At 73.8% G+C, this 22837-nt stretch carries 18 protein-coding genes and 1 other RNA gene; 9 read left to right on the top strand and 10 right to left on the bottom strand.

All coding sequences use genetic code 11. The features are described from left to right. Window positions 1-7: 7 nt before the first annotated feature. Genes mptB through BLW47_RS15210 form a run of 4 tightly spaced genes read right to left on the bottom strand, consistent with a single transcriptional unit; the run spans window position 8 to window position 6747 of the window. Window positions 8-1426: a polyprenol phosphomannose-dependent alpha 1,6 mannosyltransferase MptB gene (gene mptB, locus BLW47_RS15225; RefSeq protein WP_091556985.1), complete on the bottom strand. Its 1419-nt coding sequence runs from the start codon at window positions 1424-1426 to the stop codon at window positions 8-10. Between the two features lie 5 nt (window positions 1427-1431). Further along, window positions 1432-3003, bottom strand: coding sequence for a hypothetical protein (locus tag BLW47_RS15220; protein ID WP_091556981.1), 1572 nt, complete (start codon window positions 3001-3003; stop codon window positions 1432-1434). Continuing rightward, the gene (locus BLW47_RS15215) at window positions 2996-5977 is read right to left on the bottom strand and encodes a bifunctional [glutamine synthetase] adenylyltransferase/[glutamine synthetase]-adenylyl-L-tyrosine phosphorylase (RefSeq protein WP_091556978.1); all 2982 of its coding nucleotides are present in this window, start codon (window positions 5975-5977) and stop codon (window positions 2996-2998) included. The genes BLW47_RS15220 and BLW47_RS15215 overlap by 8 nt, the downstream gene beginning before the upstream one ends. Window positions 5978-5982: 5 nt before the next feature. Then, on the bottom strand, window positions 5983-6747 hold the full coding sequence (locus tag BLW47_RS15210) for a type 1 glutamine amidotransferase (protein ID WP_091556974.1): 765 nt from the start codon (window positions 6745-6747) through the stop codon (window positions 5983-5985). Between the two features lie 81 nt (window positions 6748-6828). Between BLW47_RS15210 and BLW47_RS15205 the strand changes: the two genes are divergently transcribed. Then, window positions 6829-7758, top strand: coding sequence for a S66 peptidase family protein (locus BLW47_RS15205; protein WP_091556971.1), 930 nt, complete (start codon window positions 6829-6831; stop codon window positions 7756-7758). Between the two features lie 151 nt (window positions 7759-7909). Further along, complete coding sequence (locus BLW47_RS15200; RefSeq protein ID WP_091556967.1) at window positions 7910-8398, top strand: hypothetical protein; 489 nt, start codon at window positions 7910-7912, stop codon at window positions 8396-8398. 52 nt (window positions 8399-8450) lie between these two features. Here BLW47_RS15200 and glnA read toward each other — a convergent pair whose 3' ends face one another. After that, window positions 8451-9803 (bottom strand): type I glutamate--ammonia ligase, encoded by a 1353-nt coding sequence (gene glnA / locus BLW47_RS15195; protein WP_091556963.1) that lies wholly within the window; start codon window positions 9801-9803, stop codon window positions 8451-8453. Between the two features lie 217 nt (window positions 9804-10020). On the opposite strand from glnA, the gene BLW47_RS15190 reads away from it, so the two are divergent. The 3 genes from BLW47_RS15190 (at window position 10021) to panB (ending at window position 13725) form a co-directional block, all read left to right on the top strand. Continuing rightward, window positions 10021-10863 carry a hypothetical protein gene (locus BLW47_RS15190; protein WP_091556959.1) on the top strand — a complete coding sequence of 281 codons (843 nt, stop codon included), beginning with the start codon at window positions 10021-10023 and terminating at the stop codon, window positions 10861-10863. Between the two features lie 58 nt (window positions 10864-10921). After that, window positions 10922-12781 (top strand): NAD+ synthase, encoded by a 1860-nt coding sequence (locus BLW47_RS15185; RefSeq protein ID WP_091556956.1) that lies wholly within the window; start codon window positions 10922-10924, stop codon window positions 12779-12781. 101 nt (window positions 12782-12882) lie between these two features. Next, window positions 12883-13725: a 3-methyl-2-oxobutanoate hydroxymethyltransferase gene (panB, locus tag BLW47_RS15180; RefSeq protein ID WP_091556953.1), complete on the top strand. Its 843-nt coding sequence runs from the start codon at window positions 12883-12885 to the stop codon at window positions 13723-13725. Window positions 13726-13811: 86 nt separating this feature from the next. Here the strand turns inward: panB and npdG are convergent, their stop codons facing one another. The 4 genes from npdG to BLW47_RS15155 all read right to left on the bottom strand — a co-directional run bounded on the left by npdG (window position 13812) and on the right by BLW47_RS15155 (window position 18434). Continuing rightward, entirely contained in the window at window positions 13812-14510 is a 699-nt protein-coding gene (gene npdG, locus BLW47_RS15175; RefSeq protein ID WP_091556950.1) for an NADPH-dependent F420 reductase, read from the bottom strand. Window positions 14511-14563: 53 nt separating this feature from the next. Beyond that, a complete protein-coding gene (locus BLW47_RS15170; protein WP_091556945.1) occupies window positions 14564-15991 on the bottom strand; it encodes an RNB domain-containing ribonuclease in 1428 nt (475 codons plus the stop codon). A 55-nt stretch (window positions 15992-16046) separates the two neighbouring features. Further along, a complete protein-coding gene (locus BLW47_RS25135) occupies window positions 16047-17081 on the bottom strand; it encodes a histone (protein ID WP_175543648.1) in 1035 nt (344 codons plus the stop codon). A gap of 720 nt (window positions 17082-17801) precedes the next feature. Then, window positions 17802-18434 (bottom strand): YceI family protein, encoded by a 633-nt coding sequence (locus BLW47_RS15155; RefSeq protein WP_091556937.1) that lies wholly within the window; start codon window positions 18432-18434, stop codon window positions 17802-17804. A 328-nt stretch (window positions 18435-18762) separates the two neighbouring features. On the opposite strand from BLW47_RS15155, the gene BLW47_RS15150 reads away from it, so the two are divergent. The 3 genes from BLW47_RS15150 to BLW47_RS15140 all read left to right on the top strand — a co-directional run bounded on the left by BLW47_RS15150 (window position 18763) and on the right by BLW47_RS15140 (window position 21084). Next, entirely contained in the window at window positions 18763-19572 is an 810-nt protein-coding gene (locus tag BLW47_RS15150) for a GNAT family N-acetyltransferase (protein ID WP_245736671.1), read from the top strand. 464 nt (window positions 19573-20036) lie between these two features. Next, the gene (locus BLW47_RS15145; protein WP_091556934.1) at window positions 20037-20549 is read left to right on the top strand and encodes a SigE family RNA polymerase sigma factor; all 513 of its coding nucleotides are present in this window, start codon (window positions 20037-20039) and stop codon (window positions 20547-20549) included. Continuing rightward, window positions 20530-21084 carry a hypothetical protein gene (locus BLW47_RS15140; protein ID WP_245736670.1) on the top strand — a complete coding sequence of 185 codons (555 nt, stop codon included), beginning with the start codon at window positions 20530-20532 and terminating at the stop codon, window positions 21082-21084. Before BLW47_RS15145 ends, BLW47_RS15140 begins: the two co-directional genes overlap by 20 nt. A 340-nt stretch (window positions 21085-21424) precedes the next feature. Here BLW47_RS15140 and rnpB read toward each other — a convergent pair. Next, window positions 21425-21833: RNase P RNA component class A (gene rnpB / locus BLW47_RS15135), an RNA gene on the bottom strand. Between the two features lie 221 nt (window positions 21834-22054). On the opposite strand from rnpB, the gene BLW47_RS15130 reads away from it, so the two are divergent. Continuing rightward, window positions 22055-22813, top strand: coding sequence for a sulfite exporter TauE/SafE family protein (locus BLW47_RS15130; protein WP_091556930.1), 759 nt, complete (start codon window positions 22055-22057; stop codon window positions 22811-22813). The last annotated feature ends 24 nt before the right edge of the window (window positions 22814-22837 follow it).

Raw genomic sequence — 22837 nt, 5'->3', positions numbered from 1 at the left:
AGGGGGGTTAGGAGGGGTGGGTTTGGTGGGGGCGGCGCTGGGCGCGGGTCCAGCGGAGGGCGCGGTGGGTAACCCACACGATCAGCACGACCATCACGATCGTGCCCTGGAACTTCGTGAACCGGGCGAGGTTGTTGCCGTCCGGCAGGGTGAGGAAGACGGCCACCGCGACCGGGATCAGGAACCACCGGGTCCGCCGGGCGGTCGCCGCCAGCACGGCGAGCGGCCAGGTCGCGTACCAGGGGTGGAAGACCGGCGCGAGCGCGACGGTGGCGGCCAGCGCCAGCCCGGCGTAGAAGACCGGGTCGCGGTGCCGGGCCCGCCACCAGAGCACCACCAGGACCACGGCGAGCACGAGGAGCGAGAGCGCCCGGGTCACCGGCACCGCGTGGTAGTGCAGCCCGAAGGGGCGACCGAGGTACTCGACGAAGATGCCGAGCGCGGTCGGCGGCGCCGTCCACTGCACGGAGTCGCCGCTGTGGCTGAGCCCGCCGATCCAGCCCAGTCCGAGCCCGGAGACGAGCGTCGAGCCGAGGATCGCGGCGATCGCCCCCACCCCGACCCACGCGCCGTGGCGCAGCAGCGCCGGCAGCCGGTACCGCCCGGGGATCGCGGCCAGCGCCGCGAACGGCAGCACCACCACGGCGGTGATCTTGATGGCGACGGCGAGCCCGAGTAGCAGGCCGGCGCCGAGCTGGGCGCCGGGCCGGCCCGGCCGGGCGGCGACGACCAGCAGTCCGGCGACGAGCAGCCCCACCATCAGCGCGTCGTTGTGGGCGCCGGAGACCAGGTGCACGGCGACGAGGGGGCAGGCCAGCGCGAGCCAGAGCGCGCGTCCCGGCGGGATGCCGCGCCGGCGGGCCAGCGGCGGTACGCAGAGCGCCATCAGCACGACGCCGACGACCGCGAGCGCGCGCAGCAGAGCGATGCTGCCCCACAGCGTGCCGCCGAGCGCGACCGCGGCCCCGGCGAGCAGCACGAAGACCGGCCCGTACGGCGCCGGGGTGTCCCGCCACATCGGGGTGACGGTCGAGAGCCACGGACAGCCGAGCTCGGCGACGCCGTGGGTGTACGGGTCCCCGCCGCTGTCGTAGACGGCGCCCTGGCAGGCGTACGAGTAGACGTCGCGGCTGCCGAGCGGCGGCGCGACCAGCAACGGCAGCAGCCAGAGCCCGACGGTCACGTAGATCCAGCGCAGCGGCGGGTCGGCGTGCCGCGCCGACCACCACGCCCAGAACAGCAGGCCGGTGCCGAGCAGCCAGGTGAGCAGGACCCACGCGCCGTTGCCGTGTTGCGCCAGCTCGACCGGGTTGCGGTTGCGCGGCAGCGGCGGCAGCGCGCCGCCGAGATAGGCGGCGACGGCGAGCAGCAGCGCACCGACGAACCCGGCGTACCGGATGACGCTATACCGGGGCGCTCCAGGCATATGTGTCACCGTACCTTTCCGCAGCGGGCTCCCGGCCACACTCGACCGGACACCACGTGCCGGCCGGGACGGGTCACCCGGACCGTCGTCCAGCCGCCCGCCGCCGGCGCCAGACACGCGCCCGGGCCGTCCACGGTCAACCAGCGCGACCAGCGCACCCGGACCAGCACGTCGCCCGCCCGGTCGGCGTCGAGCGTCACTCCACCGGCGTCCGCCGCCACCAGCCGGCCCGGCGCCGCCACCATGGGGGTCGGGTCGATCACGGCGTACAGCCGCCATCGGGGGTCGCGCCACACCTCGCGCAGGTAGGGCAGCCCACCCCCGATCAGCTCGGCCTCCCGCCGCCCCACCCAGGACGGCGGGGCCGCGGCGACCGCGACGTACGCGACCGCATTCTCGCGCAACCAGGCGGCGTACGAGCGGGCGTCCAGCGTCCCGTCGAAGAAGACCGGGTTGCGGGCGAGGTCGAGCTGCCGCAGCCAGCCCCGGGCCAGCGGCGCCACCTCCGGCACGTACGCCGCCTCCCAGTAGTTCGCCGTCGGCACCACCTCGACCCGCCCGGCCGGGCGGCGGGCCAGCTCGGCCAGGAGCGGCGAGAAGTAGCGTCGCCCCGCGGTCGGGTCGCCGGCGCCGAACAGATCGGTGCGGGACACCGGCGGCTGCGCCAGCGCCACCACCGCGAGCAGCACCGCCAGGGCGGGCCGCGGCCGCACCAGGCGGTGCCGCGGCAGCCGGGCGTACCCGGCGAGCACCGGCAACGCGAACATCGCCGCCAGCCGGGTGGCGTTGAGCCCGACCGGGGTGTGCAGCGCGAAGGCGGCGGCCACGCCGAGCGCCGACAGGAGCGCGCCGACCCGTACGGTGCGGCGCGGCACCAGCAGCGCCACCACGAGACTGGCGCCGCCCGCCCGCGCCGCGTCGAGCGCGCTGATGTTCATCCAGCCGCCGTCGCCGAAGAGCAGCGCCATCGCCGCCATCGGCACCGCCGCGGCGAGCGCGATCGTCGCCCCGTCGGCGCGCCGACGCCGGTCCCCGATCGCCAGCGCCACCCCGGCCAGCCCGGTGAACAGCCCGGCGACCGGGCTGGCCGCCGCGGCCAGCGCGGCGGCCGCGACCGCCCCGCCGCCGCGCAGCCAGCGCCGCGTCGAGGTGAGCGCGAGCAGCGCGAGCAGCCCGAACGCCACCCCGACCGCGTACGTGACCCGGCCGGAGACCAGGTTGCCGGCGATGCAGCACGCGCCGACCACGCCGCCGAGCAGCGGACGGCGGGCCCCGGTGCGCACCAGCAGCAGCGCGAGCGCGACCGCGGAGACGACCGCGGCGAGCGCCCCGGTGGACCGCGCCCCGAGCAGGCTCATCACCGGCGGGGTGATCAGGCTGTAGCCGTACGGCGAGACGCCGCCGTACCAGCCGAGGTCGACCGGGGCGACGCCGTGCCGCGCGAAGAAGCCGGCCCGGGCGACCTGCGCGGACAAATCGGTGCCCAGCGGGGGCGCGAGCAGGAACACCGCGGCCAGGGCCAGGGCGACCGCCGCGGTGGCCGCCACCGCCCACGGCCGGGCGCGACGGTCAGGCATCGAGGACGCGCTCGACGGCCGCGCGCGAGCGCCGGGCCGTACGCAGGTACTCGTCGAGGAACTCCTGCGGGTCCGTGCCGCCGAGCAGCCGCACGGCGCCGGCGAGCTCCACCCCGTGCCGGGGCAGCTGGTCGGTGGCGCGGCCGCGGACCAGCATCAGCGCGTTGCGCACCTGAGCCGCGAGGGTCCAGCCGGCGGCCATCGCGGCGGCGTCGACCGGGTCGACCAGCCCGGCGTCGCGCGCGGCGGTCAGGGCGTGCAGGGTACGGGTGTCGCGCAGCGCCGGAAGGGTCCCGGCGTGCCGCAGCTGGAGCAGCTGGACCGCCCACTCCACGTCGGCGAGCCCGCCACGACCCAGCTTCGTGTGGGTGGCCGGGTCGGCGCCGCGGGGCAGCCGCTCGTGCTCGACCCGCGCCTTGATCCGGCGGATCTCGATCACCTGCTCCCGGCTGAGCCCCTGTTCGGGATAGCGCACCGGGTCGGCGATCGCCAGGAACTCCCGGCCGAGTTCCGCGTCGCCGCAGACGAAGCGGGCCCGCAGCAGCGCCTGCGCCTCCCAGACCTTCGACCAGCGCGCGTAGTACTGGGCGTACGCCGCGAGGCTGCGCACCAGCGGCCCCTGGCGGCCCTCCGGGCGCAGGTCGGCGTCGACGCCCAGCGGCGGGTCGGGGGCCGGCATGCCGAGCAGCCGGCGCAGCTCCTCCGCGACCGCGTGGGCGGCGGCGCTGGCCGCGTCCTCGGCCACCCCGGACGGGGGGTCGTAGACGAAGAGCACGTCGGCGTCGGAGGGGTAGCTCAGCTCGTACCCCCCGAGCCGGCCCATCCCGATCACGGCGAAGCGCAGCCCCGGCATCGGCGGCGCGGCCACGCACGCCACCCGCAGCGCGGCGGCGAGCGTGGCGTCGGCGAGGTGCGTCAGCGCGGTGCCGACCGCGGCGATGTCGACGGGTTGCGCCGGCGCGAGCGCGCCGGCCCGGCTGAGCACGTCGGCGCAGGCCACCCGGAGCAGCTCGCGGCGGCGCAGCGCGCGCACCGCGGTGATCGCCTGCGTCGGGTCGGCCGGGGTTTCCAGGTGCCGGGCCGCGGCGGCGGCGAACCCGTCGTGCAGCACCTCGGCGTCGCGCGGGGTGAGCTCGGCGTCGTCGGCGAGCAGCCGCAACGCCTCCGGCTCGCGGGCCAACAGGTCGGTGACGTACCGGGAGAGCACCAACGAACGGGCGAGTCGCGCGGCGACCGGACCCTCGTCGCGCAGCAGGCGGAGATACCACGGGGTACGGCCGAGCTTCTCGGAGACCTGGCGGTAGCTGAGCAGCCCGCGGTCCGGCTCCGGGGCGTCGGCGAACTCCTGCAGCAGCACCGGCAGCAACGTGCGCTGAATCGCGGCGGTGCGCGACAGCCCGCCGGTGAGCGCCTCCAGGTGGCGTAGCGCCCCGGCGGGATCGGCGAAGCCGAGGATCTCCAGCCGTTGCCGGGCCGCCGCCGGGGTCATCCGCAGCGACTCGGCGGGCACCCGGGCCACCGACTCCAGCAGCGGCCGGTAGAGCAGCTTCGCGTGCAGCCGCCGCACCTCGGTCGCGTGGCTGACCCACTCGGCGCGGAACGCCTCCACGGCGTCGCGGCCGGGCGTGGCGGTGTAGCCCAGCGCGTGGGCCAGCCAGCGCAGTCCGCCCGGATCGGCCGGCACGGTGTGGGTGCGGCGCAGCGCCTGCAGCTGCAGGCGGTGCTCGACGGCGCGCAGGAACCGGTAGCCGCCGAGCAGCGCCTCCCCGTCGGCCCGCCCGACGTACCCGCCGTCGACGAGCGCGCGCAACGCCGGCAGCGTGCCCGGCACCCGCAGCGACTCGTCGATCCGGCCGTGCACCAGCTGCAGCAACTGCACCGCGAACTCGATGTCGCGCAGCCCGCCGGGCCCGCGCTTGATCTCCCGCTCCAGCTCGCGCGGCGGAATGTTGTCGATGATCTTCCGGCGCATCGCGCGCACGTCCTCGACCGCCTCGGGACGCTCCGCCGCCGCCCAGACCAGCGGGGCGAGCCGGTCGATCCACTCCTGCGCCAGCGCCGTGTCGCCGGCCGCCGGGCGCGCCTTGAGCAGCGCCTGGAACTCCCAGGTTCGGGCCCAGCGCTGGTAGTACGCGAGGTGGCTGGCGAGGGTGCGCACCAGCGGGCCACGGTTGCCCTCCGGCCGCAGCGCGGCGTCGACCGGCCAGGCGACGAGGCCGCAGACGTGGATCAGCCGGGTGGCGAGCGTGGTCGCGGCGGCGAGATCGTGGTCCTCGGCGGCAACGAAGATCACGTCGACGTCGGAGACGTAGTTGAGCTCGCCGCCGCCGCACTTGCCCATCGCCACCACGGCCAGCCGCGGCGCGGGCGTGCCGGCGGGCAGTTCGCGCAGCGCGATCGCGTACGCCGCCGCCAGGGTGGCGTCGGCCAGCGCGGAGAGCGCCGCCATGGTCTGCTCCAGGTCGCGCCCGCCGGTCAGGTCGGCCGCCGCGATCCGCAGCAGCGCCAGCCGGTACGCCCGGCGCAGCGCCGCGATGTCCGCGTCCGCCCCGGCGATCTCCAGCATGCCGTCGGCCTCCGGGGCCGCGCCGTCGGCGCCGCTGACCAGCACCGCCCACTGGTCGGGGTTGGCGACCAGATGATCGCCGAGCGCGCTGGAGGCGCCGAGCACCGCGATCAGGCGCTGCCGCAGCCCCGAGTCGTCCCGCAGCGCCTCGACCAGCGGCGGGCCGGGCGGACCGACGCGCCGCTCGGCCTCCACGATCCGGTGCAGCTGGCGCAGCGCCAGATCCGGGTCGGCCGCCCGGGACAGCGCGGTCAGCAGCTCGGCGGCGCAGGCGTCGGCCGGCTCCCGGGTGGCGGTGTTCCACAGCCCGAGCCCGTCCGGGCCGAGCATCTCGGCGGTGCGTGCCCCGTTGGCGATGTCGAAGCCGTACCGGGCGAGCCGGGCCGGCGACCCCGTCGGTCTGGTCATGACCGCTACTGCCCGAGCAGCGGCAGCGTCCGCGGCGGCGCGCCGTCCAGCTCACCGAGCGCGAGCGCGGCGAACCGCGCCACGAACGGCTGCCACACGTCCTCCACGTCGGGCAGCACCGCGTCGCAGGCGGCCACGACCGCCGCCGCGTCGTAGCCCAGCTCCGTCAGCGCCGCCGAATCGGCCGCCCAGTCGGCGATCATCGCGGCGTCGCACTCGATGTGGAACTGCAGCCCCCACGCGCGGTCGCCGACCCGGAACGCCTGGTGCGGGTAGCGGGTCGAGGCGGCCAACAGCACCGCGTTGCGCGGCAGCTCGGTGATCTCGTCGAGGTGCCACTGCAGCACGTCCGGCATCAGCGGGACGTACTTGAACAGCGGGTCGGTGTCCGCGGCGTCGCGCTTGCCGACCAGGCCCGGCCCGATCTCGGGGCCGGACGGGCTCCGCTCGACCGTGCCGGCGTGCGCGGTGGCCAGCAGCTGTGCGCCGAGGCAGACGGCGAGCGTGGCCACGCGGTGCCGCACCGCCTTGCGCAGCAGGCCCTCCAGCGCCGGGAACCAGGGCGCGCCCGGCGTCCCGTCCGGCGCCGGGTACGCGGACTGCTCCCCGCCGAGCACGACGAGCGCCACGTAACCGTCGAGCGTCTCCGGCAGCGCGTCGCCGGCGTGCGGGCGCCGCACCTCCAGCCGCAGCCCCGCCTCGGTCAGCCACTCGCCCAGTCGCCGGACGTCATCGGTCGGGTCGTTCTCGATCACCAGCGCGGTACCCACGCGTCGAGGCTAGCGGGCCGCGGCCCCGCCGCCCCGCACCGGGACGCCCGCACGTCCCTCGCGTCACTACCCTCGACAGCTGTGACCGATGATCAGGCCGTACGTCCCCCCGCGCTGCGCCCCGGCGACGCCGTCGCGCTGGTCTCCCCCTCCGGGCCGACCCGACCGGAACGGGTCGCCCGCGGCATCGAGCTGCTCACCGGGTGGGGGCTGCGGCCGGTGCCCGCCACCAACGCGTACGCCCGGCACGGGTATCTCGCCGGCACCGACGAGCTGCGCGCCGCCGACCTGAACGCCGCCCTCGCCGACCCGGAGATCCGCGGCGTGATCTGCACCCGCGGCGGGTACGGCGCGCAGCGGGTGGTCGACGCGATCGACATGGCGGCGGTGCGGCGCGACCCGAAGGTGGTGGCCGGGTTCTCCGACATCACCGCGCTGCAGTTCGCGCTCTGGCGGGGCGCCCGGCTCGCCACCGTGCACGGCCCGGGCGCGGCGTGGCTCGACGACCGCACGCCGGCCGCGTCCGCGGAGTCGCTGCGGGCCGCGCTGATGAGCCCCGCGGCGGTGACGATCCCGCGGCTGCCGACCGGGGAGACCGCGTCGGTGGTGGTGCCGGGCACCGCGACCGGGCCGCTGATCGGCGGGAACCTCTGCCTGATCGTCTCCTCGATCGGCACCCCGGACATGCCCGATCTCACCGGCGCGATCCTGTTGATCGAGGAGGTCGAGGAGCCGCCGTACAAGGTGGACCGGATGCTGGTGCACCTGCGGCGCTCGGGAGCGCTGCGTGGGGTCGCCGGGGTGGCGGTCGGGCAGTTCACGCGCTGCGCCGACGACTGGCCGGTCGACGTGGCGGACGTGCTCACCGAGGGGCTCGGCGGGCTCGGGGTGCCCGTGCTCGGCGGCCTGCCGATCGGACACGGCGTCGGACAGCTGACCGTGCCGCTCGGCGTGCCGGCAACCCTCGACGCCACCGCCGGCACCCTCACCGTCACGCCCGCCGTCCGCTGACCGCCGCGTCCGCCGCGCCCTCGGCCGGCAGCCCCGCCAGCGGTGCCCGGCGCGGATTCCCAGCGTCGTTCCAGCCGGCACCGGGTTTCGGCACAGGTTGAGCGGCCACACTGACGGCCGTCATCCGCACCACGACGACAAGGGAGGATCGATGCACCGAGCGATCACCAAGAAGACCATGTTGGGTGGCCTGGCGGCCGCCGGCGTGTTGGCGGTGGGAATCGCCGCGCCGGCGGTGGCGATGGCCGACCCGACGCCGAGCTCCAGCGCGTCGACCAGCGGAAAGAGCGATCTCCGGGAGCACCGGGCCGAGAAGCGGGACAAGCTGGCCGAGGCGCTGGCCACCGAGCTCGGGGTGCCGAAGGAGAAGGTGCAGGCCGCGCTCGACAAGATTCAGGACGAGCGGCAGGCGGCCGGGAAGTCGGCGCGCGAGGACGGCGAGAAGTTCCGGACCGAGCGCAAGGCCGACCGGCAGGCGCAGCTGAAGGAGCGCCTCGACGACGCGGTGGCGCAGGGCAAGCTCAGCCGGGAGCAGGCCGACGCGATCACCAAGGCCTTCGAGGCCGGCGTGCTGCCGGGGATCGGCAAGGGGCACCACGGCGTGCGGCCGGACGCCGGGAGCACCGACCAGGGCAAGTAGTGCGATAACAACGGGGCGCCGTCCGAACAGCTCGGGCGGCGCCCCGTTTCCGCTAGAGCGCCCCGAGGTAGCGCTTGCGCTCGTACGGGGTGACCTCGCGGCGGTACTCCTCCCACTCCGCGCGCTTGTTGCGGAGGAAGAAGTCGAAGACGTGCTCGCCGAGCACCTCGGCGACCAGCTCAGAGTTGGACATCACGTCGATCGCCTCGGCGAGGTTCTCCGGCAGCGCCTCGTACCCCATCGCCTTGCGCTCGGCGTTGGTCAGCGACCAGACGTCGTCCTCGGCGCCCGGCGGCAGCTCGTACCCCTCCTCGATGCCCTTGAGGCCGGCACCGAGCATGACCGCGAACGCGAGGTAGGGGTTGGTGGCGGCGTCGAGCGACCGCACCTCCACCCGCGCGGAGTTGGGCTTGCCGTAGGCGGGCACCCGCACCAGCGCGGAGCGGTTGAGGTGGCCCCAGCAGACGTACGCCGGGGACTCGGTGATCCGGTCGGGCAGCGCCTGCGGGAACAGCCGCTTGTACGAGTTGACCCACTGGTTGGTCACCGCGGTGTATTCGCGCGCGTGCACCAGCAGCCCGGCGATGAACGCCTTCGCGACCTTGGAGAGCTTCATCGGGTCGCCGGCGTCGTGGAAGGCGTTGCGCTCCCCCTCGAACAGCGACAGGTGGGTGTGCATGCCGCTGCCCGGCTGGTCGGTGAAGGGCTTGGGCATGAACGTGGCCCGTACGCCGTGCGAGAGCGCGACCTCCTTGACCACGTGCCGGAAGGTCATGATGTTGTCGGCGGTGGCGAGCGCGTCGGCGTAGCGCAGGTCGATCTCCTGCTGGCCGGGGGCGACCTCGTGGTGGCTGAACTCCACCGAGATGCCGATCCGCTCCAGGGCGAGCACGGCCTGCCGGCGGAAGTCGCGGGCGACGGCGTGGGTGGTGTGGTCGAAGTAGCCGCCGTTGTCGACCGGGATCGGCACCGAGCCGTCGTTCGCGCCGTTCTCCACCAGGTAGAACTCGATCTCCGGGTGGGTGTAGAAGGTGAAGCCCTTCTCGGCCGCCTTCGACAGCGCCCGGCGCAGCACGTGCCGGGGGTCGGCCCAGGAGGGCGAGCCGTCGGGGAGCAGGATGTCGCAGAACATCCGGGCGCTCTCGCCGCTGACCCCGCCCTCGAACGGGAAGACCTGGAAGGTGGTCGGGTCGGGCATGGCGACCATGTCGGACTCGAAGACCCGGGCGAAGCCCTCGATCGCCGAGCCGTCGAACCCGATCCCCTCCTCGAAGGCGGATTCCAGCTCGGCCGGCGCGACCGAGACGCTCTTGAGCGTGCCGAGCACGTCGGTGAACCACAACCGGACGAACCGGATGTCACGCTCTTCCAGCGTGCGGAGCACGAACTCCTGCTGACGGTCCACGTCTACCCCTCGTCAGTGTGCTGCCCGGACCCGTCCATTGTCCGCGCGGTCGTCCCACGGCGCAGTCCCGCCGGCACCGGCTCGCGCCGAGCAGCCCAGTCTCCCCCGCGCTCGTTTCACGGACGTTACGCGGCAAAAGATCCACCTCACGGGCGTCCTGCCACAACCGGTCCGCGTCCCGAGCGTTGATCCTCAGACAGTACGGGAGGGATCAACCATGGGGCAGCAAGGCAGCCGGCACGTCGTGTCCGCGGTGCGCGGGCGGGGCAGGGTCCGGCCGCCGCGCGCCCGTACCCTGGTCGGCGGCGTGCTGCTCGGCGGCGCGCTCGTGGTCGGGCTGCTGTTGGCCGGCGTGGTCGGCGTGCCCGGCGTCGTCGTCGCGGAGCCGCCGCTGGGTCGCTGGTCCACGGTCGGCCCCGACCCGCTCATCGCGCGGCAGCCGGAGCTGACCGGCGCGTTGCTCGGCGCCGCCGACATGCCCGCCGGCTACGTCACCGCTCCGGCGAGCGGCCCCTCCCCCACCCCGACGCCGAACCCGACGCGTCCGTCGCCCCGTGCCGTGGAGCGCGGCGAGGTGGAGCTCGACCCCGACTGCCGGCAGCTGCTCGAACGCCCGTGGGACGTGGCGGCCGACGCGGCGCGGCCGGTCGACCGCGCGGTGGTGGAGCTGTCCCAGCGCCGTCGCGGCGACGTACTGCGGCAGACGCTGACGGTCTTCGGCCACCAGGACGCGCGCCGGGCGTTCGCGCGGCTCGACCGGCTCGCCGAGGGGTGCCGGCAGTTCGACGCCGCGCTCGACGACGGCACGGCGGTACGGGTCCGGGCGCGGGAGCTGCGGGTCGGGCGGATCGGCGACGAGACGTCGGCGGTGCTGTTCACGGCGCGCGCCGGGCAGCAGCGGTACGCCGGTTATCTCGCGATGGCCCGGCTCGGGCCGCTGCTGATCGTGCTGCGTCACGTCGGGCCGGCCGGCTCGGTCGGCGAGCCGGAGGAGGTGGCCGAGACGCTGCGCCGGTCGATTGCGAAGGCCGGCCCGTTCGCGAGGGAGCGGGACGACTGACCGCCGGGGATTGCCCCGCGGTCGCTGCGCGACGATGACGCTGCGGAAAGATGACGGGATGCCGACCCTGCGTCTCGCCCTGGCCCAGGTCAATCCCACCGTCGGTGATCTCGACGGCAATGCCCGGATGGTGCGGGAGTCCAGCCGGGCCGCCGCCGACGCCGGTGCGCAGCTCGTCGCGTTCCCGGAGATGATGCTGACCGGTTACCCGGTCGAGGATCTGGTCTTCCGGGACTCGTTCGTCGCCGCCTCGCGCGCCGCGCTGCACCGGCTCGCCGCCGATCTCGCCGCCGACGGCCTCGGTGAGCTGCCGGTGCTCGTCGGCTACCTGGACGCCGACGGCCCGCCGGCGATGAGCGCCGACGCCCGGCCGCGGCGCGGCCCGCGCAACGCGCTGGCCGTGCTGCACGGTGGCGCGGTCGTGGCGACGTACTTCAAGCACCATCTGCCCAACTACGGCGTCTTCGACGAGGACCGCTACTTCGTGGCCGGGGACGTGCTCACCGTGGTCCGGGTCGGCGGGGTGGACGTGGCGCTGACGATCTGCGAGGACCTGTGGCAGGCCGGGGGCCCGTTCGCGGCCGCCCGCCGCGCCGGCGTCGGGCTGGTCGTCACCGTCAACGGCTCGCCGTACGAGCTGGACAAGGACGACGTGCGGCTGCCGCTGGTGCGGCGCCGGGCGGCGGAGGCGGGCGCCACGGTGGCGTACGTCAACATGGTCGGCGGGCAGGACGAGCTGGTCTTCGACGGCGACTCGATGATCGTCACGGCCGACGGCGCCCTGCTGGCCCGCGCCCCGCAGTTCGTCGAGCACCTGCTCGTGCACGACCTGGAGCTGCCGGCGGCGCCCGCCGCGCCGACCCACCCGGACGGCCCGGGGGCCGACCGGGCGGCGCGCGCCGAGGGAGCCGGCGGCGCCGACGACCTGACGGTCGCCCGGGTGCGGGTCGGCGACGAGCTCCCGTCACCGCCGGCGCCGCGCGCCGAGGGTGGCGTGGCCGAGGCGGTCACCGGCGAGGCGGAGGTCTGGCGGGCGCTGGTGCTGGGCGTCCGCGACTACGTACGCAAGAACGGCTTTCCCTCGGCCGTGCTGGGGCTCTCCGGCGGGATCGACTCGGCGCTGGTGGCGGCCATCGCGGTCGACGCGCTCGGGCCGCAGCGGGTGGTCGGGGTGTCGATGCCGAGCCGGCACTCGTCGGCACACTCGCGCGACGACGCCGCGGAACTGGCCAAGCGGACCGGCCTGGACTACCGGATCGAGCCGATCCAGCCGATGGTCGACGCGTTCCTGGCCAACATGTCGCTGGCCGGCGTCGCCGTGGAGAACCTGCAGGCGCGGGTGCGCGGGGTGATCCTGATGGGGCTCTCCAACCAGGAGGGACACCTCGTGCTCACCACCGGCAACAAGAGCGAACTCGCGGTCGGCTACTCCACGCTCTACGGCGACTCGGTCGGCGGTTTCAACCCGGTCAGGGACGTCTGGAAGTCGATGGTCTGGAGGCTGGCCCGCTGGCGCAACGCCGAGGCGCGGCGCCGCGGCGAACAACCCCCGATCCCGGAGAACTCGATCGCCAAGCCGCCGAGCGCCGAGCTGCGCCCCGGCCAGCTCGACACCGACTCGCTTCCGGACTACCCGGTGCTCGACGCGATCCTCGCCGGGTACGTCGACGGGGACGCCGGCCGCGACGACCTGGTGGCGGCCGGCCACGACGCGGCGCTGGTGGACCGGGTGCTGCGGATGGTGGATCTCGCCGAGTACAAGCGGCGGCAGTCGGCGCCGGGTCCGAAGATCTCGATCAAGGCGTTCGGGCGGGACCGGCGGCTGCCGATCACGAACCGCTGGCGCGAGCGGGGCAGCGCGCCGGCGCCCGCGGCCGACCAGCCGACCGACGCGCGGGGCGGCTACGCCGGCCTGTGAATAACCGCACTGAACGCTGACGCGCCGACGCCCGGCGATGGCACGATCGGGCCGTATCCCGGGGACCGCGAGGGCGGCCTCGAGGGTGAGAGGAGACGACGATGTCCCAGTCCACACCAGAGGTGTCGACGCTCTACGGCGGTCCGGCCCACCGGCGGGTACGGGCCCGCGAGCTGGTCGCCGCGAAGGACCGCGGCGAGCGGTGGCCGATGCTCACCGCGTACGACCAGTACACGGCGGCGATCTTCGAGCAGGCCGGGATCCCGGTGCTGCTGGTCGGCGATTCGGCCGCCAACAACGTCTTCGGGCACGAGACCACCCTGCCGGTCACCGTCGACGAGATGCTCTCGCTGGTCCGGGCGGTGGTCCGGGCGACGACGCGCCCGCTGATCGTCGGCGACCTGCCGTTCGGGTCCTACGAGGAGGGTCCGACGCAGGCGCTGCGCACTGCGGTGCGCTTCATGAAGGAGGGCGGCTGCCACGCCGTCAAGCTGGAGGGCGGCCGGAACGTCGCCGACCAGATCCGCGCGATCACCGGCGCGGGCATCCCGGTGATGGCGCACGTCGGCTTCACCCCGCAGCGTGAGCACACCCTCGGCGGCTACCGGGTGCAGGGCCGGGGCGAGGCCGCCGAGGACGTGATCGCCGACGCGGAGGCGGTGGCCGCGGCCGGCGCGTTCGCGGTGGTGCTGGAGATGGTGCCGGGCGAGGTGGCGAAGCGGATCACCGACGCGCTGCCGATCCCGACCGTCGGCATCGGCGCCGGACCGGACACCGACGCCCAGGTGCTGGTCTGGCAGGACATGGCCGGCCTGCGCACCGGCAAGGCCCCCCGCTTCGTCAAGCGCTACGCCGACCTCGCCACCGTCCTATCCGCCGCCGCCACCCACTTCGCCACCGACGTCCGCACCGCCCAGTTCCCCACCCCCGACCACACCTTCTAGCCCCAGATCCGCGTGATCAGGGAGGGACTCGCGCGTGTCGCCGGCGTGGCGCGCGCGACCCTTCCTGATCACGCGGATCTTGCGCGCTAAACGTCCGTGACGCGGAGGCCGGAGTGCGCCCGGTAGCGCTTGTTGATCGCGATCAGGTTGGCGGTGAACGCCTCGACCTGGTGGGCGTTGCGCAGCCGGCCGGCGTAGATGCCGCGCATGCCGGGGATCCGGGCGGCCAGCGCGGCGACGACGCCGACGACCTCCCGATCCTCGGTGCAGATCAGCACGTCGAGGTCGATCCGGTCGATCCCCGGGTCGGCCAGCAGCGGCGCGCTGACGTGGTTGAACGCGGCGGCCAGCCGCGACTCGGGCAGCAGCGCGGCGGCCTGCTGCACGGCGCTGCCCTCCTCGACGCGCAGCGCGTACGGCCCCTGCTTGTCGAAGCCGAGCGGGTTGACGCAGTCGACCACGATCTTGCCGGCGAGCGGCTCCCGCAGCCCGGCGATCGTGTCGGCGTGCCCCTCCCACGGGACCGCCACGATCACCACGTCCGCCCGCGTCGCCACCTCGACGTTCTCCGCGCCGGCGATCACCGTGCCGGCCGGGATGCCGGGCAGCGCCGCGATCTCCTCGGCGGCGGCGACCGCGCGGTCGGGGCGGCGGGAACCGATCAGGATGGTCTGCCCGGCCCGCGCGAGGCGGTATGCCAGGCCGCGCCCCTGGTCGCCGGTGCCGCCGATGATCCCGACCGTCAGCCCGGACACGTCGGGCAACGTGCTCGCGTCGAATGCCATGCGCTCATCCTCGCAAACGGGTCGTACCTCCGGCCCGACGGGCGGTGTGACAATCACGCCTTTTCGAACAGGACCTGCCGCCGCTCCGGGTCCGCGGTGACGAGCCGGACCCGCACCCGCTCGCCGAGCGGCAGTTCACCGGTGCAGCGGGCGATCACCGGCGGCTCGTCCAGCGCGACGATTCCGCGCGGCTTCGCGGGGCGCCCGTCGTCGCGCGGACCGTCGACGTCCAGCACCGCGGCGTCGAACTCGGCGCCGACCCGGTCGCGCAGCAGCACCGCCTCGGCCAGGTCGATCGCGCCCCGGTCCGCCGCCGAGGACACCCGGTCGGTCCTGGCCATCACCTCCGGCAGCCGCGGCAGCGCGTCGCGCGCCCACTGCGGCACCGCTGTCCCGTCGTGCAGCGCGAGGCAGACCTCGGCGGCGTACCGGTCGGCCAGGCGCCTCAGCGGCGCGGTGACGTGCGCGTACGCCGCCGCCACCCCGCTGTGCGTGGGTTGCGGCGGGACCGTGCCGTCGAACGCCGTGTAGGCCGCCCCGCGCAGCAGCTCCGCCGCCTGGTCCAGGAAGGCGGCGCCGCGCGGGTCGGCCGGGTCCACTGTGTCCACCACCGCGCCGACGGTCGCCCCGTCCGGCCAGCGCACGCCGAGCCCCGCGGCGGCCGCCCGCAGCCGCTCGACGGCCCCGGGCGCCGGCTCGGGCATGGTGCGCAGCAGGCCCACGCCGCCGGCCAGCATCAGGTCGGCGGCGGCCATGCCGGTGAGCAGCGAGATCTGCGCGTTGTAATCCTCGATCGGCGCCGGCGGGCGCAGCACCAGCCGCCAGCCGTCCCCGTGCGGCTCCACGTCCTGCTCCGGCAGACGCAGCGTGATGGCGCCCCGGGCCCGGCCGCGGGCGAGCAGCAGCTCGCCGATCTCGGGGAGCAGGGCGATCGGTTCGGGGATGGCGCCGGCCGCGACGTCGGCCTGGACGCCGGCGTAGTCGAGTTGGGCCCGGCTGCGCACCCGGGCCCGTTCCAGGCGTACGGCGACGGTCGCGCCGTCACCGTCGAGGTCGATGGTCCAGACGACCGCGGCGCGATCGACGCCGGGCAGCAGGCTGGCGCCCTGCTCGCTCAGGATCTCGGGGTGCAGCGGGACGTTGCCGTCCGGCAGGTACACGGTCTGGCCGCGCCGCCAGGTCTCGGCCTCCAGATCGCTGCCGACCGGCACGTACCGGGCCACGTCGGCGATGGCGTAGTGCACACGGTAGCCGCCGCCGGAACGCCGGGCCAGGAACATCGCCTGGTCGAGGTCGCGGGAGCCGCGCGGGTCGATCGTGACGAACGGAATGTCCGTACGGTCGGTGGCCGGCGGCGCGGTCGTTGCGATGGCCCGCTCCGCGACGCGCTGCGCCGCGTCCGGGTACCGCTCGGGCAGCCCCAGCTCGCGGCGGAGCACAGTGAAGTCGATGCGGGGCGCCAGGACACGTCGGATCACCACGCGTCATTCATATCAACGCGGCGGATCTCCGGCCGCCCGGCGCCCCGCGCCGCGATCAGCTCGTCGACTTCCGGGCGGTCATCCGGGTCGACTTCTTCGCCGCCACGTCCCGGGCGATCGCCTTCTTCGCGGTGGTCTTCTTGGCCGCGGCCGGCGCCGTGCTGCCCTTCTTCGCCGCGACCGGCGTCCGCTTGGCGGCGTTCGCCATCTTCTTCTCCGCCAGCTTGGCCGTCGTCTTCGCCGCGGTCGCCTTGGTGGCCGGCGCGGTCTTCTTCGCCACGGTCGTCTTCCGGCTGGTGGTCGTCTTCTTCTCGACGGCCTTGCGGGCGGTGGTGCCGCCGCGCGCCGTCGTCGACTTCACCGTCGTCGCCTTCTTCGCCGGGGCGTTCTTGGCGGTGGACTTCTTGGCCGGCGCGGTCTTGCGGGCGGTGCGGACCCGCTGTTCCGTCGTGGCCTTGGCGGCGGCCTTGCTCGCGGTGGCCTTCTTCGCCGCCGTCGCCTTCTTCGTCGCCGCGGCGGCGCTCGCGACCGCGGTGGTGGCCTTGCGCGACGGGCTCGACGTCTTCGTCGCGGCCGCCTTCTTCGCCGCAGTGGCGGCCTTGGCGCCCGTGGTGCTCTTCGTGGCGGTGGTGCCGGTGGTGCCGACGGTCGCCCGGGTGCCGCGCGCGGAGCGGGCGGCGGTGCTGGTCTGTCGGGCGGTGACCCGCGACGCGGTCGCCTTCTTCGCCGGCGCCTTGGTGCCGGCCCGGCTGGCCGGGGCCTTGGTGGTGGCCTTGCTCGGCGTCACCTTCGTCGCGGTGGCCCGCTTCGCCGTCTTCTTCGGCGCGGCGGTGGTCTTGGTGGCGGCGCCGGTCGACGCGCTGGCCTTGGTGGCCCGGGCCGCCGTGGTCTTGGTGGCGGCGGTGGCCGGGGTCCGCTTGGCGGCGGCCTTCTTCGCCGGCGCCGCGCTCGTCACGGTGTTCCGCTTCGAGCTGGCCGTGCTCGGGCTCGCGGCGACGGTCTTCTTCGCAGTGGCGCGCTTCGCGGTGGCCGGGGTGGCAGCCGCGCGTTTCGCGGCCGGGGTGGTGGTGGCCTTTTTCGCTACGGCCATTGTTGTCTCCTCCTTGCGGGGTTGCGGTGGACCTGTCTCCTCGTGGAGCCCGTCAGGTCCTCGACGCGGACGTTCGCCACGTCGCTAGCGACCCTCCCCAGACCAGCGGGCGTCCTCGGCGTCCCACGCCTCGTTCCGTTGCTGCACCCGCTGGAGCGCACGCTCGGCATCGGCTGCCGACGTGTAGGGACCCAGTCGGTCTTTGGCGGCGCACCCGTCCGACTCGGTCTCCACTCGATGGTGTCGCAGGCACCAGTAGTACTGCGCACCACTATCGCTGTCGCTCATGAGATCACTGTGCACCCCAAAACGACCATGCGCTACCGTTTCACGCAAAAACGTACGCGCAGTCCACAATAGAGCGGGCGGCGGCCGCGTACCGCCGGAACCGCTGGTCACACGCGTTTTGACGTACAGGGCTTATGCAATAAGGGATTTACCTCGGTGAGCCCGTCGCCGGCACGGCCGCCGGTCGACACGGTCGTTCGGAAAAGAAATCTTCGCCACATTGCCGCATTTCCCCTCGTCGGACGTCCTCGGCGGGTCCACTCGCGACGCATTCGGCGGGTCGGGCCGCCACCCCGGGCTGCCCCCACATCGGCGTGGGCGCCCCACGACCGTCCCCCGCGAAGGGACGGTCACGCCGTCGCGGACCCGGCGCGACGGGCGTGCGGACGCCGAAGGGGGTTCCCCGCCACGACGGCGACAAACGGGCGGCTTTCAGGACTCCCGGATCGCTTCGCCGGCGATTTCGATCCGCACCGTCTTGCCCACCAGCACGCCACCGGTGTCGAGGACGACGTTCCAGACCAGGCCGTAGTCCTCGCGGTTGATCTCGGCGGTCGCGGTGAAGCCGAAGATGTCCTGCCCGTACGGGTCGCGACGCGCGCCACCGAAATCCACCTGCAGGTCGACCGGCCGGGTGATCCCCTTGACCGTCAGCTCCCCGGTCAGCGTGAACCGCGTGGCCGCGCGGGCGGCCTGCTGCGGGACGTGGCCCCCGCCCCTGCGCGCCAGCCCGTTGCTGCGCAGCCGGGCCCACATGAAGATGGGGTCCTCGTGCTGTTCCCACGTGATCCCCGTGCTGCGGTACTCCAGCGTGGGGAAGCGCTCCACGTCGAGGAAGTCCGCGCTCATCAGGTGCGCGTCGCGGTCCGGTGTGCCGGTGCCGATGCTCGCCGCCCGGATGGTCGCGCTCACCGAGGAGTCGAACGGGTCCTCGGTGACGACGATCTGCGCGGTCCCCTCAGCAAACTCACCGCGTACGGGGCTCACCATCATGTGCCGGGCGAGGAAACCGATGCGCTTGTGCGCCTGGTCGAGAACGTAGGTGCCGGGAGCGGGGATGGTCATGCCTCGCCAGGACCGTGTGGGGGAACCGGTCACGTTTACGCCTTCCACGTCGTACCCGATGGCGGGGACGTTCACCCAGGAGTGGGGCCCTGCCGGTCGGGCGAGCATAGGAGGCCGCCCAGCGGTCTCCTCGCTCCGTCGGGCGAAGGGTGACGCAGGTCAAGGTGGGTGTGTCCGGGGTCGCGGCAAACAAAAATCAGGCCACGCGTGCGAGCGCACGCGTGGCCTGACGGGCGGCGGACGAGTCGACCTGTACGCCGAAGATCCGCTGACCTGTCGGCCGAATTTTCGATACAGCTTGACCGGCCGGGCCAGTACCCTCGCGCGAGTGCCGGTACGCCCACATCCAGAAGACTGCGCCGACTCCCTGCTTCTCGCCGACGACGGCACGACGCTGGCCCGGATGCGCATACGTGACGACTCGGGGATGCGGGTCGCGGCTGAGGTTCGACCGCTGCCCGGGGCGGCTCAGAGCCAGATTGCCGAGCAGGCGCGCCGTGATCTCGCCGGATTCCGGCTGGAGACGTCCGATGACGGCCTGGCGGCGTCGCTGGTGGCCGGCGGTCTTGCACTGCACAGGGCCGCGACGGACATGCGTCACGGTCTGGCCGATGTGTCAGCGCCGGTGACGTTGCCGGCCGGATGGTCGCTAGGCAGCCCGGGTTGGGACGACGATCTCGCGGAAGGGCTGGCAGCGGCGTACGGGCCGGGCCATCCGGACGGGCCGTGGCAGGCCAGTGACACCGAGGCGGTCCGGGCGATGTTCGACGTCGGTGACCCGGTACCACCGCTGCTGCCCGCCTCGGCTCGGTTAGTGGATCCCGACGGTCGCAGCGCCGGCCACATCCTGTGCGCCGGACCGGTGCCGTGGACCGACGATGTCTGCGCCTGGATCCTCAATCTCGCCGTGGCGCCTCGGGCACAGAGCCGCGGGTTTGGCCGGGCACTGCTGACGCACGCGTTGCGCGGCGCGCACGAGGCGGGGTTGCCGGCCGTCGGTCTGTCGGTGGCTGACGGGAACCCCGCGCGCCGGATTTATGAGAGCGCAGGTTTCCGTCCGCACACCCGGGTGCTCTCGGTGCTGCTGCCCGAGCCCTCCGATCCGCCGGTTTGTGTGCCGGCCAAGCGAGCGTCGTAGAGCATTCGGGCAGACAAACTGATGCTTGACAAACCTAGAACGTCTAGGACGTCCAGAGGGTGACCAACGGCATGAGATCGCGAATCCCCACGCTCTTCGCGCGGCGGAGCTGCGGTAGGGGCGCCTCCGGCGGGATCTTTGACAGAGATGGGCTTCAGACGCAACCCGAGGAGCCCGGCCATCCACGTGCCACCGGACGACACGCCCTCTGCGCTGATGAAATGACCTCCGGAACATACGGCGGTTATCTCGAACCGCGCGGGAAGCTCTGCGGCGGCCCAATGCTCAAGGGGATGCTCCCCTCGCCAACCAGTTGACCAACCGGGTGCCGAACACCCTGCCGCCATACCAGGAACACGGATGGTCCATCGCTACCCTGCCACCGGCCGTACCGTCGGCGGCTGTAACCAGGGCGCCCTCAGCGGGGTGTATATCGGTGACAGCCATGAATAGGGACGGTGCGGATGGGTACGACCGACGACTTTGACGCCTTTTACACAGCGACCTCGGCGCGCGTCGTGCACCAGGTGTATGCCGTCTGCGGCAACCTCAGCGAGGCCCAGGACGCCGTGCAGGAGGCGTACGCCCGCGCCTGGATACGGTGGTCGTGGCTGTCGGGCTACGAGGACCCGGAGGCGTGGGTACGGACCGTGGCGTGGCGGGTGGCGGCCAACCGATGGCGCAGTGTCCGGCGCTGGCTGGCCGCGCGGGCCAGGCTCGGCCCGCCCGTGACGGTTGCCGAACCGTCGCCGGACCGGATCGCGGTGATGGCGGCGTTACGCCGGTTGCCGGAGGCGCAACGGCGGGTCGTGGTCCTGCACTACCTCTGCGACCTTCCGATCGCCGAGATTGCCGAGACCACCCGCATGCCCGCCGGCACCGTCAAGGTCTACCTAGCCCGCGCGCGGGCGGCGCTCGCGCCGCTGCTCGGCACCCACGACGAACGGAAGGAATCCGATGTCAGCGCACATCCGTGAGGCCGTCGCGGCCCTCAAGCACGACACCGCCGCCCTGAAGCTGGCGCCACCCGCGCAGGTTCGCGCCCGCGGAGAGGCCTTGCGCCGGAAGCGTGTGGCCGGCAGCGTGGCGGCAGCCAGCGTGCTCACCGCCGTTGGGGTGTTCGCTGCCGTGTCGGCCACGGCCGACCGCGGGACGAACCCATCCCCGCCACCCGTGGGTGCGAGCGCGGCCGTGACGTCGGCGGCCGCGCTGGACTGCGGCAGCCACAAGTTAGGCCCCTCCGAAGGCCTGCCGCCCGCGGCGATCACCTGCTTCCTCGACGCGGTGGAGGCACGCCGGCCCGCCCGCCTCGCCGAGATCTGGCCGACGATCGAAGGTGACCTGATCCGCACCGACTATGTCGCCGATAGCGACGGTGCCGTGCAGGTCACCATGGATACCCGGCAGGACAGATTCGGTAGCCGGCGTATCACGCGGCGGACGTGCACCGGACCCGTCGTCGACGACAAGCGCATCGGCTTCACGCAGTGCTCTTCGCCGGAAGCCGTCTGACCTGCCGGATGAGGCGCGCATATTCGGTTGCCGCCCAAGACGGACACCCGCGTCCGCCAGCGACGCTTGGTCACGGCAGCACCTGCGCCGTGGCCGGGCCGATGATGGCTCGCGACCGGTGCGATGCTGACAGTCCTCGCCGCCGTGGCCCTGTTGCGGCTTGGACCCGCGAACTACGACTTCCAGCCTGAAGCTCCACAGCTCAAGTCAGGGGCGTCTCCAGGGCGTCAGGGCGTCTTCAGGGCGTGGAACGCCGAGCAACGTTGACCATCACCGACCATCCCCGCCCGGAAATAGAACCAGGCCAGAGCCTTGATCGCGGCTCTGACCTGGTGGGCGGCGGACGAGTCGACCTGTACGCCGGATTCTGTGCCCGGCGGCACCGTTGCCGTTGTCGCCGGGGGCGGTCATCCATCTCGGCCTGCCGTTGCCGACAGGCTCCAGCGGCCTACCCGCAGGCATCGGGCGGGCCGCCCTCGATCGCCTGCGCAGGCCATCACCTCGCGGTGAGGACCCTTCTTGGCCTTGCTCCGGGTGGGGTTTACCTAGCCACCCCGGTCACCCGGGATGCTGGTGGGCTCTTACCCCACCGTTTCACCCTTACCGAGCGGGCTCGGCGGTTTGTTTTCTGTGGCACTGTCCCGCGGGTCGCCCCGGGTTGCCGTTAGCAACCACCCTGCCCTGTGGAGTCCGGACGTTCCTCGGCGGCGGGGCGTTGGCCCCGCCGACGCGACCGCCCGGTCGACTCGTCCGTCGCTTGTCCAATGCTACGGGGCCGCGGTTTCTTCCCGAATCGGGGCACGCTCGGCCGCCCACGGGATCTTTGGGAGGGATATGCCCGAGAGGCATATTTATGACTCTGAGGTATGTCCCTCAGCCGGCTGCAGGTGGTCCGGTCGGCGCAAAAGACGACAACCGCCGGTGGTTGCGCGCTATCGCCCGTAATGCCGGGGTACTAGCCTCAGCGACGATGGATCTCAGCGAAGCGGCAGTGCTGCTCGCGGCCGGACTGGGCGCGGGCACCGTCAACGCGGTCGCCGGCGGCGGCTCGCTCATCACGTTCCCGACCTTGATCGCGACCGGCCTGCCGCCGATCGCGGCCAACGTCACCAACTCGGTGGCGGTCTGTCCGGGCTACCTGGCCAGCGTGGTCGGGAGCCGTCGTGACCTGCCGCCCGCCCGCTTGCGCCGGCTGATCCCCACGGCGGTGCTCGGCGCGGTCGCCGGATGCGGTCTGCTGCTGGCCACGCCGCCGCGCGCGTTCGAGCTGGTGGTGCCGTTCCTGGTGCTCGGCGCGACGGCGGTGCTCGCCTTCCAGGACCGGCTGCGGCGGGTGGTCGGGCATCCCGCCGAGCTGTCCGCGCGCCGCCGCGGGGTCACGCTGCACGCGATGGTCGGGCTCGGATCGCTCTACGGCGGTTACTTCGGCGCCGCGCTCGGCGTGATGCTGGTGGCCGGGCTGGCGTTGGTGCTCGACGAGACGCTGGCCCGGGTCAGCGCGCTGAAGAACCTGCTCTCCGCGGTCGTCGGCCTCACCACCGTGGCGGTCTTCGCCACCTTCGGACCGGTCAACTGGGCGGCGGTGGCGGTGCTCGCGCCGGCGACGGTCACCGGTGGCTACGGCGGCGCCCGGCTGGTCCGCCGGCTGCCGCCGGCCGTGCTCAGGACCCTGATCGTGCTCTTCGGTACCGTGATCGGCCTCGTGCTGCTGGTCCGGGCCGTCACCTGAGGGCCAGGGGGGCCGCGTGACGCG

The sequence above is a fragment of the Micromonospora pattaloongensis genome (assembly GCF_900107255.1).
GTDB lineage: Bacteria > Actinomycetota > Actinomycetes > Mycobacteriales > Micromonosporaceae > Micromonospora_I > Micromonospora_I pattaloongensis.
This window is presented reverse-complemented; position numbering and strand designations above follow the sequence as displayed.